This is a genomic window from Brevibacterium sp. S111 (assembly GCF_004745075.1).
GTDB lineage: Bacteria > Actinomycetota > Actinomycetes > Actinomycetales > Brevibacteriaceae > Brevibacterium.
This window is the reverse complement of sequence record NZ_RHFH01000020.1, coordinates 1-14,580: the sequence shown is the minus strand read 5'-3', so window position 1 is coordinate 14,580 and position 14,580 is coordinate 1. Positions and strand designations below refer to the sequence as shown.

The following is a 14,580-nucleotide window of genomic DNA, read 5'->3' as shown; positions in this document are numbered from 1 at the left end:
GGTTCCCGGAATGTGACCCTTGACATCGAGGTGCCGACGCTATCACTATTAAATAAACACAAATAGCATAGAAAGCCATCAACGGAGATGACGAAACATGACATGGGAGCTTCAGGCACAGATCTCCGACGACGTCTACCGTGTGAGCGGTCCCTCAGGAGAAGCCGTTTGGGGGATCGACAACGATTCCTTCGATGTCGACGATCCGGAGGCCCTCGGCACTGCCGAAGTGGAACTGCCGACCGGTCGACGGTCACTGCTCCTCGTCCCCACTCTGCCCGGCGGCCTCGTCCTCGACGTTGTGCGCGCCTATCAGGGACTGACCGATGCCGAGCTGTGCACTCTGTTCCTCGGCATCGTCACGGAACTTCGCGGCTGCTCATGTCCCGAACAGCGGCTGAGTCTGAAGGCGTTCGCACTCGAAGCCGCAGGACGTCCGGTGCTCATCCCCGGTCTCTCGGTGCCCTTGGAGACGTCACCGCGGCGTGCCGTGGGGGAGATGCTCTACCACGCCGGCTGCGGCCGTCCGTGGGCCGAATGCCTGCTGCCGGTCAACCTTGCGCTGGCTGATTCGTCACAGGCGCTGCGGGCCGTCGTCGGCGACCTGCTCGCGGATTCGGGTCCCGACACCGGGCTGGCTGCGGCACTCGACGAAGTGGCCGAATCGATGCGGTCACTGGCCAGCCCGGCTCCGCTCCCGCTGGTGCCGGCCGATCGGGAAATCGCGCCCGAAACAGCTCTGACGGCGCGTCTGCGTGCTGTAGCCGGTCAACCTCTCGGTCGCGGATCCGGCCGAGATGCGGTGCCGGTCGAACGCAGCGCCACGAGGTTCCCGACCCGGACGAGTGAGCCGGTGGCCACGGGCTCACCGGCCACTGGAACCGAGTCGAGGACCGCTGATTCGACTCAGACTCACGCAGCACGGACCGTGTCCGCCCCGGGCTCAGCCGCTGAAACCCTGCGTGCGGCCAGCCGACGGTCCCTGAGGAGGCGTCAGCGCTCGCGCCGTCGGGGCCCCGGATCCTCCGCGCTTCAACAGGCGGCCGGACGGTTTCGCGGGTTGTTGAGAACCTGGCTGCATCGTCTCAGGGGAGCAGGCCGAGGACAGTGGCTGGTCGCCGCGGCCGCGTGCCTCACTCTCGTCGGTGGTCTCCTCGTCTGGCAGTCGTGGACGGCCGGTGAACTCGATTGGCGGAGGACTGCCCCGAACTCCCAGACCGTGTCGGGCGATACGGCAGAGCTCAGCGCTGAGGAGGTGGCACACGTTCTCTCGCGACTCTGCGCCGACCGAGCTCAGGCGCTCAGCGATGGGGACGAGGCGGCCCTGCAAGTGCTGACTGTGCCGGGATCGGCCGCCGCAGCCGCCGATGAGCTCATCGATCCTTCCCGGTTCATCGGCTCCGACTATTCCATCGCAGTCGATGGGGTGGAGATCATCGATGCCGATGCGAACAGGATCGTCGCCTCGGCGCAGATGCACTCCACCGCGGGAAGCGGCAGCGAGACCGAGGACTTCGGGATGCTGTCGGTCGAATTCGAACTCAAACGCCTTGACGGCCGCTGGCGGGTCGAACAGGTCACCGAGACGGCAGTCGGACAGCACTGATGATCGCGGCAGGACTGCAACCTGGTCATGAATGACCCGAGGGGCCGACCACGGATGGTCGGCCCCTCTTCAGGGTGTGCGGAAGACCGCAGCCTCAGAGGTCGAGGTCGGCCTCGAAGTTGCCCTCTTCCAGACGTGCCTTGATGGTCTGCAGGAATCGACCCGCATCCGCACCGTCGACCAGCTGGTGGTTGTAGGTCAACGGCAGATACACCATGTCGCGGATGGCGATCGACTCGTCACCGTCGGCCGTCTGCACGGCGATGGGGCGACGGACGATGGCACCCGTGCCGAGGATGCCCATCTGCGGCTGGTTGATGATCGGCGTATCGAACAGCGCCCCCACGGAACCGATGTTGGTCACGGTGAACGTGCCGCCCGAGAGCTCGTCCGGCATGATCTTGTTGTTGCGGGTCCGGTCGGCGACATCATCGATGGCCTTGGCCAGACCAGCGACGCTGAGGTCACCGGCATCCTTGACCACCGGCACCAGCAGACCGCGTGGGGTATCCACGGCGACGGCGAGATGCTCGTGATCGAAGTAGGTGATCTGCTGCGACTCGAGATCGTACTGTGCGTTGACCTTCGGGTGCACCTGAAGCGCTTCGACGATGGCCTTGGCGAAGAACGGCAGGTAGGTCAGCTTCGAGCCGTGCTTGGACTGGAAGGCATCCTTGTTCGCCTTGCGCAGCTTGACGATGCGAGACATGTCGACTTCGACGACCTGCGTGAGCTGAGCAGAGACCTCGAGGGACTCGCTCATCCTCTTCGCAATGGTCTGGCGGATCCGCGAGGCCTTCTCCGTGGTGCCGCGCAGCTTCGCGACCTCCTCGGGGATCTCGACCTTGAACGGTGCCTTCGGCGCACCGGATGGTGCGGCGGCAGCGGCAGGTGCCGTGGGTCCGTTCTTGGCCGCCGTCTCGACGTCCTGTTTGCGGATGCGACCGCCGACGCCGGTGCCGGTGACCTGCGAGAGATCGACGCCCTTCTCGCGTGCCAGACGACGCACGAGCGGAGTGACATAGGCGGCGTTCTCACCGACCGTGTCCGCTGCAGCAGGAGCCTGCGTCGCGGCCTCGACCGGTTCCTCGGCCTGCGCTGCCGAAGCAGTCTGGGCGGAGGGTGCCTGTGCCGGCTTGGGCGCCGACTCCTGCTTCGGGGCCTCCTGTGCGGGCGCCTCCTGCTTGGGGGCTTCCTCGGCGGAGGTTTCCTGCTGGGGAACTTCCTCGGCAGGTTCTTCCTGCTGGGGAGCTTCCTCGGCGGGCGCCTCGTCCTTCGGGGCCTCCTCGGCGGGAGCCTCTTCCGCAGGTGCTCCGGTTCCGACACGTGCCAGGGGTGCGCCGACCTCGACGGTCTCGTCCTCTTCGGCCAGATGTGCCTGGACGATTCCGGCGACGGGGGATGGCACCTCGGTGTCAACCTTGTCGGTGGAGACCTCGAGCAGCGGCTCGTCGACCTCGATCTCGTCGCCGACTTCCTTGAGCCAGCGGGTCACGGTGCCTTCGGTGACGGATTCGCCGAGCGCCGGCATCGTGATTTCGGTGCCTTCACCTGAGCCTTCGGACTGTGCAGCCGGTGCGGTCTCGGCGGCCGGTTCCTTGTCCGTGCTCTCGTCTTCGGCGGGAGTCGAGTCCTCGGCGGGGGCCGAGTCCTCTTCGGGCTCTTCGGCGGGAGCTTCTTCGGCAGCCGGAGCGGAATCGTCGGAGGACGATCCGCTGCCGTCGCCGATGTAGGCGAGATCTCCGCCGACCTCGACGACGTCGTCTTCATCGGCGAGGATCTTCTCCAGTGTGCCCGCGTACGGGCTGGGGATCTCGGTGTCGACCTTGTCGGTCGACACTTCGAGCAGGGGCTCGTCTACTTCGACCTCGTCGCCGACGGACTTGAGCCAACGGGTGACTGTGCCCTCGGTGACCGACTCTCCGAGAGCCGGCATCTGAACGGAATTCGACATGAGTTTTCGTCTCCTCGGATCTTATGAGTGGAAGTGCAGGGGTTTGCCGGCCAGAGCCAGGTGAGCTTCGCCGAGAGCTTCGTTCTGCGTCGGGTGAGCATGGATGAGCTGTGCGACTTCCTCGGGGAATGCTTCCCAATTGACGATGAGCTGAGCTTCACCGGCCTGCTCGGACAGGCGCGCGCCGATGCCGTGGACACCGACGACCGGACCGTCCTTCTCGCGGATGACCTTGATGAGTCCGGTGGTTCCCAGGATGACGGATTTGCCGTTGCCGCCGAGGTTGTACTCGAGCGATTCGACCTGGTCCTTGCCGTACTTCTCCTCGGCCTGAGCCGAGGAGAGCCCGACGGAGAAGATCTCCGGTTCGCAGTAGGTGACGCGGGGGATGCCCGATTCGAGCACGGGCACCGGGTTCAGGCCCGCAATCTCCTCGGCGATGAAGATGCCCTGGCCGAAGGCGCGGTGGGCCAGCTGCAGGCCGGGCACGATATCGCCGCAGGCGTAGATGTTGCCGACGCCGGTGTGGAGACGTTCGTTGGCGAGGACGAATCCGCGCTCCATCGGAATGCCCTGCTCTTCGAATCCGAAGCCCTCGGTCACGGGACCGCGGCCCACGGCCACGAGGAGGTATTCGGCTTCCAGAGTCGATCCGTCTTCGAGCGTGACCTTGACCCCGTCAGCGGTCTCCTCGACACCCTTGAACATGGTGCCGAGCTTGAACTTGATCTTGCGCTTCTTGAAGGCGCGTTCGAGGTTCTTCGAGATCGTCTCGTCTTCGTTCGCGACGAGGTGCTTGAGACCCTCGACGATCGTGACGTCGGCGCCGAAGGAGTTCCAGACGCTGGCGAACTCGACGCCGATGACGCCGCCGCCGAGGACGATGGCCGAGTTCGGCACCTTGTCCAGTTCGAGAGCCTCGGTGCTCGTGATCACGCGATCGGTGAGCTCGAGTCCGATGGTCTTCGAAGTCGAACCGGTCGAGAGCAGAACGTTCGTGCCCGTGACGGTGTGGTTGCCGTCTTCGCCGCTGACCTGGACGGAGCCCTTGCCGACGAGCTTGCCGGTGCCGAAGTACGTGTCGATTCCGCGAGCCTTGACCAGGCCCTGCAGCCCTTTGTAGTTGCGGGTGATGACTCCGTCCTTGTACTCGAGCACCTTGTTGATGTCGATGCCCTTGAACTCGGCTTCGATGCCGAATGCTTCGGAGTTCTTGGCGGAGTCGGCGACCTCTGCGGCATGCAGAAGGGCCTTCGTCGGCACGCAGCCACGGTGGAGGCAGGTGCCGCCTACCTTGTCGCGTTCGATCAAAGCGACCTTCATGTCGAGTTCTGCGGCTCGCAGAGCAGCGGCATAACCGCCGGTTCCGCCGCCCAGAACGACAAGGTCGTAGGTCAATGAATCACTCACGGATTACTCCTCGTAGCTGTGAATAAGCCTGCGCTAAGCAGCTTTCTGTCTTATCTTTCCACTTTTCTCGCTCGGGGCGAAAGGAAACGCTGTCTGATTGGACACAGGTGGGGATCATCACGTTGACCTCGACAGCGTGTAGAACTTCGTTGTTCAGCCCTCCGACTTCGCGATTTCGATGAGCGTGCGCACCGCCGCTCCGGTCGCCGCCTTCGGGGTGTATCCGAAGGGTGCCGAGCCGTTGAAGCTGGGCCCGGCGATATCGATGTGCGCCCATTCGGTGCCGTCGCCGACGAACTCGCGCAGGAACGCGGCCGCAGCGAGCATGCCGCCGGGTCGCGGCCCCGAGTTCGTGAGGTCCGCCGAGGTGGAGTCGAAGCCCGAGAGCATCTCCTCCGGAATCGGCATCGCCCACATGTTCTCACCGGCCACGCCTGCCGAGGCGATGACCTCTTCCCGCGCCGTCGTCGATCCCATGACCCCCGAGGTGCGTTCGCCGAGGGCGACGATCTGGGCGCCGGTGAGAGTGGCGACGTCGATGAGCAGGTCGGGGTTCTCGGCGTCGGCGTCGGTGAGTGCATCGGCGAGGACGAGGCGGCCCTCGGCATCGGTGTTCGTGACTTCGACCGTCTTGCCGCTGCGCATGGTCAGCACATCGCTGGGCCTCTGTGCTGAGGAGCCGGGCATGTTCTCGGCCATCGGCAGCCAGGCGGTCACACGCACGGGCAGTCCGAGGTCGGCGATGCCGAACAGTGCCTGCACGACGGCGGCCGAACCGGCCATGTCGGACTTCATGTCCTCCATGCTCTTGGCCGGCTTGAGCGAGATTCCGCCGGAGTCAAAGGTGATGCCCTTGCCGACGAAGCTGAGATGGCGCTTGGCACCCTTCGGCGCGTATTCGACCTTGACGAGACGGGGGCCGCGGGTCGAGCCCTGTCCGACGCCGATGATGCCGCCGTAGCCCCCGGCCTTGAGTTCCTTGTCGCCGAGGACGGTGACTTTGAGTCTGCGTTCCTTGGCCTGCGTCTTGACGATCTCGGCGTAGGACTCGGGGTAGAGGTCCAGGGGCGGAGTGTTGACGAGGTCACGGGCACGATTCGTCGCGGCCGCGATCGCGGTTCCGGCGTCATGGGCGGCGGCGAACGTCTTGCCCTTGGGCCCGATGACGCTGACTTCGCCCGGGGCTGCGCCTTCGCTGCGGTAGTCAAGGAAACGGTAGGCACCGAGCCCGGCGCCCACGGTGACGGCTTCGACCTCGGCGGGGGTGGCCGCCGGCAGAGCCAGGGCGACCGAGTCGACGCCGTCGAGTGCGCGCAGCGCCGCACCGGCGCCTCGGCGCAGTGCCTCAAAAGTGGCGGCGACGTCCTCGGTGGCGGCGTCGAAGTCGCCGAGGCCGACGAGCACCACGGAGTCCGCAGCGACGCCCTTCGGCGAGGGAATCCGAGCGGTGGAACCGGCCTTTCCGGTGAACCCGATGGCCTTCGCAGCCTCGTCGAGCGCGGTCCGCGCGGCCTTCGCTCCTTCGAGCGCGAGGACCGTCGAATCCGCGGCGCCCAGCACCAGCACGGAGGCGGTGGCCTTCACCGGTGAGGTAGTGGAGTAGCTGCTTGGGGTGGATGAACCAGCCATGAGTTCCCTTTCAGTCGTCTTCAGTCGTCTTTGAACGTTGATTCGATCCTAATGCCAAACAATGCGCGATGCGGAAGCGGCGGGTGACTGTGACATATTCTGGGGATGTGTACTCATTGATCTTCAGACTTCTCTTCGCACCGATGGATGCCGAACGGGCCCATCATCTCTCGTTCTCCGCACTGCGTGCACTCGACCGTGTTCCGCTGCTCGGCCGTGTTCTGCGCTTCGTCTGTGCGCGCCGAACCGTCCGCCCCGTATCGGTATTGGGCCTGCCGTTCCCCAACCGAGTGGGCCTGGCCGCCGGATTCGATAAGAACGGGGTCGGGGTGCGGGCCATGTCCGCCCTGGGCTTCGGTCATATCGAGGTCGGAACGATCACCGCCCATGCGCAGCCCGGCAACGATCGTCCGCGCCTGTTCCGGCTGCGGGAGAATCTCGCGCTGCTCAACCGCATGGGCTTCAACAACGACGGTGCGCGGCAGGCTTCGTTCAACATCGCCGAGGAGCGGAAGAGGATCGACGCGCTCCCACCTGGCCCGCGTCCGATCGTCGGAGTCAACATCGGGAAGACGAAGATCGTCGAGGCGGCCGATGCGGTCGCCGACTATGCGGCGTCGACTCGGGTGCTGGCCCCTCTGGCCGACTACCTCGTCATCAATGTCAGCTCGCCGAACACCCCGGGACTGCGGGATCTGCAGTCAGTGAGCAGCCTCGAACCGATCATCACCGCAGTCCGTGACACCGCCGCTGAGGTGGTGGCGGCGCCGCGTTCGACGCTCGGTCACGTGCCGCTGCTGGTCAAGATCGCCCCCGACCTCGCCGATGACGACGTTGCCGAGATCTGCGAGCTCGCCTTGCGCTCCGGAGTCGACGGCCTCATCACGACGAACACGACGATCGACCGATCCGTGCTGGGCGGGCAGGAGGCCCGGTTCGCCGAGGTTCAAGCCGGCGGAATCTCCGGTCGCCCGCTGGCCGAACGTTCCTTCGAGGTGCTGCGCCTGGTGAAGGAGCATGTGGGCGATAGCCTCACGGTAATCTCCGTCGGGGGAATCGCGGATGCCGAAGACGCCCGGGCACGAGTGGCCGCGGGCGCCGATCTGGTCCAGGTCTACTCGGAGATGATCTACTCCGGACCGTTCTTCCCCGGCCGCGTCATCCGCGGCCTCGAGTCGAGTCGTCTGCTCACTCGGGGTACTGGCGGCGTTTGACCTGAGGCTTGGGCATGCGCAGGGGCCGCAGCTGGATGCTGCGCATGACCGCGTAGAAGGTGATGCCGCGTTCAACCGAACCGAACTTGTTGCGCAGCCGATTTTTGAGGATGTAGTTGAGCACGAACGCATCGAGGATGATGAGTGCGATGAGCCCCCACACCGCGTAGGTGAAGTACTGCTGGATCTGCACCGGCTGCGTGAAGGCGATGACGAGGATGAGGATCGCGGCGGGGATGAAGATCTCCCCGACCGAGAACCGGGCATCGACGTAGTTGCGGATGTAGCGGCGCTGGGGTCCCTTGTCGCGGCGGGTGAGGTACTTCTCCTCACCATTCATCATTCCGATGCGCGCACGATCGCGTTCCTGGCGCTGCTGCTCCTTGGCCTTCTTGTTCGCAACCTTGCGATCCTTGTTCACCAAGGGCTGACGGCGCGCGGACTCCTGCTGACTGCGCTTGGGCGTGGGCCGTCCCTTCTTCGCCTCCGCATCGCGCCGAGCGTCGGCTTCTGCGGAGTTGTCGTCATGGACTGGCTGAGAGGCGGAGGTTTTGTCCTCGGCACGAGATTTTTTACTTCCGAACACCTGATGAATACTACCTTTGGAGAATGAGCGAATCGACTTCAGCACTTGACAGTGCACAATTGCATGCCGAATTGGACGCCATCTTCGACGAGGTCCTCAACGATCTCACGAGCCTGGTGGCCATTCCCTCCGTGGCTTGGCCGAGCTTCGACGCCGCCAATGTCACCGCCAGCGCTGAGGCGGTGGCGGGCTTGGCGCGGGACCTCGGCCTGGATGCCGAGATCCTCACCGCACCGCAGTCCGACGGCACCGACGGCTACCCCGCAGTCGTCGCATCGATTCCCGCGCCCGAGGGAGCTCCGACCGTCCTGCTCTACGCTCACCACGATGTGCAGCCGCCCGGACGAGACGAGGACTGGAACACGGAGCCCTTCGTCGCCACCCGCAGGGGAGATCGTCTCTTCGGCCGCGGTGCAGCCGATGACAAAGCCGGCATCATGGTCCACCTCACTGCTCTGCGTCTGCTGGCCGACCGCCTCGGCGTCGGTGTCACACTCTTCTTCGAAGGGGAAGAGGAAGCGGGCAGCCCGAGTTTCCGCAATTTCCTCGAGACCTACCGGGAACGCCTGCGCGCCGATGTCATCGTCGTCGCCGACTCCGGCAACTGGGCCGCGGGAGTCCCCGCGCTGACGACGAGCCTGCGCGGAATGTGCGCGATCGAGTTCGAAGTCTCCACCCTCGATCACGCAGTCCACTCGGGCATGTACGGCGGCGTCGCACCGGATGCGATGCTCGCGATGACCAAGGTGCTCGCCAGCCTGCACGATGAGAACGGATCGGTCGCAGTCTCGGGCCTCCACTCAGAGCACGGGACCGACATCGACTACGACGAGGCGACCCTGCGCGCCGACTCGGGAGTCTTGGACAGCACGACGCTCATCGGAGCCGGCACACTCGCCTCGCGGCTGTGGACGCAGCCGGCCATCACCGTCATCGGCCTCGACATCCCGGGTGTGGCCGTGTCCTCGAATACTCTGCAGTCCTCGCTCCGGGCCAAACTCTCGATCCGCCTGGCACCCGGAAACACCCCCGCCTCGGCGGTGAGGGCCGTGGAGAAGCACCTCCGAGCGAACCTGCCCTTCGGCGCGCAGCTGAGCATCGGCGAGACCGAGGGCGGCAGCCCGTGGCAGGCAGATGAATCCGATCCCGTCGTCCAGACTGCCCGGCGGGCCCTCACAGACGCGTGGGGGACTGAGTCGGTGACGATGGGCATCGGCGGTTCGATTCCCTTCATCGCCGATCTGCTCGAAATCTTCCCGGACGCGTCGATTCTCGTCACCGGTGTCGAAGACCCCGATGCCAGGGCCCACAGTGCCAATGAATCGCTCTACCTGCCCGACTTCAAGGCCGCGATCGTCGCCGAGGCGCTGCTGCTGCAGCGGCTGGCACCGACGCGATGAGCGCGCCGGGGAATAGGATCCGCGCCGGGGACGTTGTTTGCGGTGTAGCCTGGGGACAGGAACGTGAGAAGGAGTAACCATGACTGTGACTGAAAAAGCCGAGGCCACCCACGAGGTCGAGCTGTCGTCCACCGCTGCCGACAAGGTCCGCAGCCTGCTCGAACAGGAAGGTCGCGATGACCTGCGCCTGCGCGTGGCTGTCCAGCCCGGCGGCTGCTCCGGGCTGATCTACCAGCTCTACTTCGACGAGCGCTACCTCGACGGTGACGCGGTGCGTAACTTCGACGGCGTCGAGGTCATCGTCGACCGGATGAGCGTTCCCTACCTCAGCGGTTCGACCATCGATTTCGCCGATACCATCGAGAAGCAGGGCTTCACCATCGACAACCCGAATGCCGGCGGATCCTGCGCCTGCGGAGATTCGTTCCACTGATCTGCTGTCGCTGACGAGGAGGACCGCTTCTCATGGACCTGGAGGATCTGCGTGCCGTGTCGTTCACGGCCACGCAGCCCCAGGTCCTTTTGTCGTATCGGGCCGGACTGTTCCCGATGGGGGTCGGCGCACAGGGCACCGGTCGCATGGGTTGGTGGGCGCCGCGGCGGCGCGGAGTGCTCCTGCCCGGCGACCTGAGGGTGACGAAGAGTCTGCGCAAATCGATGAAGCACTTCACCTACAGCACTGATCGCGCCTTCGAGCAGGTCATGCGCGCCTGCGCCGATCCGAACCGGTCGGGAACCTGGATCACCGAGGAGATCATCTCCCTCTACTGCGGATTGCACAGGGACGGGTGGGCGCATTCGGTCGAGGTCTGGGCCGAGGACGAACTCGTCGGAGGGCTCTATGGCGTGGCGATCGGATCGTTCTTCGCCGGCGAATCGATGTTCCACACCGCCAGGGACGCCTCGAAAGCAGCTCTGGTCTACCTTGTCGGTCTCTTCGACGGGGTCGACGTGACCACCAGCAACGCACCAGCTGCCACGGCGAACATCCCGCCGGAGCCGGGGGAGTGGCTCATCGACACTCAGTGGCAGACATCACATCTGCAGAGCCTCGGCGTGTCGGAGCTCAGTGGTCTCGAGTACTCGGCACGGCTAGATTCCGCGCTCCGCGGCGATCTCTGTCAGCATATTCTCAACAAATGAACATCTGCAGGTGAATTTCTACCGTCTGTAGCGGTAGTCTTAGACTCGACAGAGTAAGTACTCGTCTCTCGGCCTGACCAGAGACGAAAGAACGTTGTGAAAGGCTGCACGTGGATTCTCCGAATCAGTCAGGACCGCAGCGGTCCTGGGCGAAGCGGCTCGGCATTCTGAGCGCCGTATTGATACCGGCGTTGCTATCGGGTTGCACGAAAGAGCAGATCGCCACAGGATTCCTTCCCGTCGAATCGAAGGGCGCGACGAACCACACGGACGCCTACACAGCACTGTGGAACGGCGCCTGGATCGCCCTTCTGCTGGTGGGTCTCATCGTGTGGGGCCTCATCCTGTGGGCGATGGTCGCGTACCGTCGTCGCAAGCACGATCGTGGACTGCCGGTCCAGATGCGCTACAGCATGCCGATCGAAATCCTCTTCACGGTGACACCGGTCGTCCTCGTCCTCGGGTTCTTCTTCCAGAACGTCCAGGTCATGGAGCAGACGACCGATGATACGACTCCCGGCGAGCAGGTCATCGAGGTCGCAGCCAAACAGTGGGCCTGGGACTTCAACTACGAGACCGAGGACGTCTACTACGCCGGAACACAGGTCGAACTCGACGGCACCGAGGCGCCGGAGGAAACGGCTCCCGTGCTCTACCTCCCGGTCGACACCGACCTGGAGATCCGCCTGCACTCCCGCGACGTCCTCCATTCCTTCTGGGTTCCCGCCTTCCTCGAGAAGCGCGATATGATCCCCGGCCACGACCAGAGCCTGCATCTGCGTGCCGAGAAGGAAGGCGAGTACGTCGGCAAGTGTGCCGAGCTGTGCGGCGAGTACCACTCTGAGATGCTTTTCAACGTCAAGGTCGTGTCGAAGGAAGAGTTCGCCGACTATACGAAGTCTCTTGCCGATCAGGGCAACACAGGCCAGCTGGGACCGGAGTACGATCGCAACTGGTACCCGAAAGAAGGTGCTGAACAATGACCGCCACGATGGATCAGGCGGCTCTTGACGCTCCAGTCGTTCCACGGAGCAAGGGCAAGATCATCGTCGACTGGATCACGTCGACGGACCACAAGACGATCGGGTACATGTACCTCATCGGCTCATTCTTCTTCTTCTGCGTCGGCGGTGTGATGGCGCTGATCATCCGCCTCGAACTCTTCGAGCCCGGGATGCAGATCGTCGAAACCAAGGAACAGTACAACCAGCTGTTCACCATGCACGGCACATTGATGCTGCTGATGTTCGCGACCCCGCTGTTCGCCGGTTTCGCGAACGTCATCATGCCGCTGCAGATCGGCGCTCCGGACGTGGCGTTCCCACGACTGAACGCGTTCGCTTTCTGGATGTACCTCTTCGGCAGCCTTGTCGCCATTTCGGGCTTCCTCACCCCTCAGGGTGCGGCATCGTTCGGATGGACCGCATACGCGCCTTTGAGCAATACGACGTTCACTCCGGGTGCCGGAGGCAACTTGTGGGTCCTCGGCCTCGCGCTGCAGGGCTTCGGCACGATCCTCGGCTCGGTCAACTTCATCACCACCGTGATCACGATGCGCGCACCGGGCATGACGATGTTCCGGTTGCCGATCTTCAGCTGGAACGTCCTCGTCACTGGTATCCTCGTGCTCATGGCCTTCCAGCCTCTGGCCGCGGCTCTGCTGGTCCTCGGTGCAGACCGAGTCCTCGGCTCCCACGTGTTCAGTCCCGGCAACGGCGGACCGATTCTCTGGCAGCACCTGTTCTGGTTCTTCGGACACCCCGAGGTCTATGTCATCGCTCTGCCGTTCTTCGGCATCGTCACCGAGATCTTCCCCGTGTTCAGCCGTAAGCCCGTCTTCGGCTACAAGGAACTCGTGTTCGCGACGATTGCCATCGCGGCTCTGTCGGTGACCGTGTGGGCCCACCACATGTACGTCACCGGTGTCGTGGCTCTGCCGTTCTTCGCCTTTATGACGATGCTCATCGCGATCCCGACCGGTGTGAAGTTCTTCAACTGGATCGGAACGATGTGGAGAGGCTCGATCACATTCGAAACCCCCATCGTTTGGGCGATCGGCTTCATGGCGACCTTCATCTTCGGTGGTCTCACCGGTGTCATCATGGCCAGCCCCGCTTTGGACCAGCAGATCTCGGACACCTATTTCATCGTCGCCCACTTCCACTACGTCGTCTTCGGCACCGTCGTCTTCGCGATGTTCGCCGGGTTCTACTTCTGGTGGCCGAAGTGGACAGGCAAGATGCTCAACGAGAAGCTCGGACACATCCACTTCTGGATGCTGTTCGTCGGCTTCCACGGCACGTTCCTCGTCCAGCACTGGCTCGGTGTCGACGGCATGCCCCGTCGTTACGCCGACTACCTGCCGCAGGACGGCTTCACCTGGATGAACCAGGTGTCGACGGTCGGCTCGCTGCTGCTGGGTCTGTCCATGGTTCCGTTCTTCTGGAACGTGTGGATCACCTCGCGCAACGCACCGAAGGTCACGGTCGACGACCCGTGGGGCTACGGAGCATCGCTCGAATGGGCGACCTCGTGCCCGCCCCCGCGTCACAACTTCACCTCGCTGCCGCGGATCCGCTCTGAGCGTCCTGCCTTCGACCTCAACCATCCGGAGCTGCTCGAATACGCAGGTCACAACTCCTCTGAGGAACAGCTGATTGGAGGTTCCGTCAAATGAAATCTTCGATCGTAGTCTTCCTCGTCAACGCGGTGTTCTTCTTCGCCGTATCCGTGGTCTACGGATTCGCCACCGACTGGGGCGAGATGGTCGGGTTCCCGGCCCTGCTGCTCACCGGCGGCATGTCAGGAATGATCGGTATCTACCTGTGGCTGACGGACCGCCGTGTCGGTCGTCAGCCCCAGGACCACGAAGATGCCGAGATCTCGGATGCGGATGCCGACTACGGGTTCTTCAGCCCGTGGAGCTGGTGGCCGATCGCGTGTGCGGGTGCCGCTGCCGTTGCGTTCTATGGAATCGCCATGGGTTGGTGGATCTTCCCGTTCGGTGCTCTGCTCGGCATCATCGCTCTCGTGGGCCTGTCCTACGAACACGATCGCGGGGACTTCGCCCACTGATCTGAGATCCCGCGTGATGTACCCAGCCGCACACTGTGGCCCGAACTCTGATGAGTTCGGGCCACAGTGCCATTCACAGCGTCTGCGACCGTTGTACCGTCGAGCGGACATCTCGCAAGGTAATGCGTGAGGCTTCGAAACCCGAGTGCTGATCCCCGCAGAAGCCCGAGCCGTCCGTTCATCGATTCGGTGGGCCCGTTCGGTGTTCCCTGCTCGGTGAAGAGCACCAACACGTCCGCTACTCGGCGCTTCTCCGGCGAGCTTGAGGGCGTGGAAGGGCTGCACGACTTCGACAGCATCAGGCAACTCCTCGACGACGGCTGTTGGGATGCCGGTGAGTCCGTCCATAGCGACGACGTCGACAGCATCGAAGCCAGTCCTTCGGTCGGGCCTTCAACCATTGTTTGAACCCGTGTTTCGAGCGTCCGGGCACCATTGAGTATTCGGTGGTGTGAGCGCCACTGACTATTGTGGTTGAGCGCCACCCGATATTGCCTTTCAGCGCCACCGGGTCGTGGCGGTGAGCGCCAGGCCGTCACCCGACGCTCACCGACAATTGGTCA

The 14,580-nt window shown here is 64.0% G+C and carries 12 protein-coding genes and 1 pseudogene; 8 read left to right on the top strand and 5 right to left on the bottom strand.

Features of this window, described 5'->3' with window-relative positions; all coding sequences use genetic code 11:
* The first annotated feature begins 97 nt into the window (after positions 1–97).
* Positions 98–1,606, top strand: a complete 1,509-nt coding sequence (locus EB836_RS16485) for a hypothetical protein (RefSeq protein ID WP_135542358.1) — start codon at positions 98–100, stop codon at positions 1,604–1,606.
* 94 nt (positions 1,607–1,700) lie between these two features.
* Here EB836_RS16485 and sucB read toward each other — a convergent pair whose 3' ends face one another.
* The 3 genes from sucB to EB836_RS16470 form a co-directional block, all read right to left on the bottom strand.
* A complete protein-coding gene (gene sucB, locus EB836_RS16480; protein WP_135542356.1) occupies positions 1,701–3,560 on the bottom strand; it encodes a 2-oxoglutarate dehydrogenase, E2 component, dihydrolipoamide succinyltransferase in 1,860 nt (619 codons plus the stop codon).
* 21 nt (positions 3,561–3,581) lie between these two features.
* Entirely contained in the window at positions 3,582–4,970 is a 1,389-nt protein-coding gene (gene lpdA, locus EB836_RS16475) for a dihydrolipoyl dehydrogenase (RefSeq protein ID WP_135542354.1), read from the bottom strand.
* Positions 4,971–5,123: 153 nt separating this feature from the next.
* Entirely contained in the window at positions 5,124–6,599 is a 1,476-nt protein-coding gene (locus EB836_RS16470; protein ID WP_135542352.1) for a leucyl aminopeptidase, read from the bottom strand.
* Between the two features lie 107 nt (positions 6,600–6,706).
* Here EB836_RS16470 and EB836_RS16465 point away from each other — a divergent pair, with 107 nt between their 5' ends.
* Complete coding sequence (locus EB836_RS16465) at positions 6,707–7,813, top strand: quinone-dependent dihydroorotate dehydrogenase (protein WP_135542350.1); 1,107 nt, start codon at positions 6,707–6,709, stop codon at positions 7,811–7,813.
* On the opposite strand, the gene EB836_RS16460 is transcribed toward EB836_RS16465, so the two are convergent.
* Positions 7,788–8,399, bottom strand: coding sequence for a DUF3043 domain-containing protein (locus EB836_RS16460; RefSeq protein ID WP_135542348.1), 612 nt, complete (start codon positions 8,397–8,399; stop codon positions 7,788–7,790). The two genes, EB836_RS16465 and EB836_RS16460, sit on opposite strands and share 26 nt — an antisense overlap.
* A gap of 23 nt (positions 8,400–8,422) precedes the next feature.
* On the opposite strand from EB836_RS16460, the gene EB836_RS16455 reads away from it, so the two are divergent.
* The 6 genes from EB836_RS16455 (at position 8,423) to EB836_RS16430 (ending at position 14,017) form a co-directional block, all read left to right on the top strand.
* The gene (locus EB836_RS16455) at positions 8,423–9,799 is read left to right on the top strand and encodes a dipeptidase (RefSeq protein WP_135542346.1); all 1,377 of its coding nucleotides are present in this window, start codon (positions 8,423–8,425) and stop codon (positions 9,797–9,799) included.
* A 79-nt stretch (positions 9,800–9,878) separates the two neighbouring features.
* Positions 9,879–10,232, top strand: a complete 354-nt coding sequence (locus EB836_RS16450) for an iron-sulfur cluster assembly accessory protein (RefSeq protein WP_135542344.1) — start codon at positions 9,879–9,881, stop codon at positions 10,230–10,232.
* A 32-nt stretch (positions 10,233–10,264) separates the two neighbouring features.
* Positions 10,265–10,942: a leucyl/phenylalanyl-tRNA--protein transferase gene (gene aat, locus EB836_RS16445; protein WP_135542342.1), complete on the top strand. Its 678-nt coding sequence runs from the start codon at positions 10,265–10,267 to the stop codon at positions 10,940–10,942.
* A gap of 110 nt (positions 10,943–11,052) precedes the next feature.
* On the top strand, positions 11,053–11,925 hold the full coding sequence (coxB, locus tag EB836_RS16440; protein ID WP_135542340.1) for a cytochrome c oxidase subunit II: 873 nt from the start codon (positions 11,053–11,055) through the stop codon (positions 11,923–11,925).
* Entirely contained in the window at positions 11,922–13,619 is a 1,698-nt protein-coding gene (gene ctaD, locus EB836_RS16435) for a cytochrome c oxidase subunit I (RefSeq protein WP_135542339.1), read from the top strand. The genes coxB and ctaD overlap by 4 nt, the downstream gene beginning before the upstream one ends.
* Positions 13,616–14,017, top strand: a complete 402-nt coding sequence (locus EB836_RS16430) for a cytochrome c oxidase subunit 4 (RefSeq protein WP_135542337.1) — start codon at positions 13,616–13,618, stop codon at positions 14,015–14,017. The genes ctaD and EB836_RS16430 overlap by 4 nt, the downstream gene beginning before the upstream one ends.
* A gap of 98 nt (positions 14,018–14,115) precedes the next feature.
* On the opposite strand, the pseudogene EB836_RS16425 reads toward EB836_RS16430, so the two are convergent.
* Positions 14,116–14,453: pseudogene (locus EB836_RS16425) on the bottom strand (transposase); the annotation flags it as partial.
* Positions 14,454–14,580: the final 127 nt, after the last annotated feature.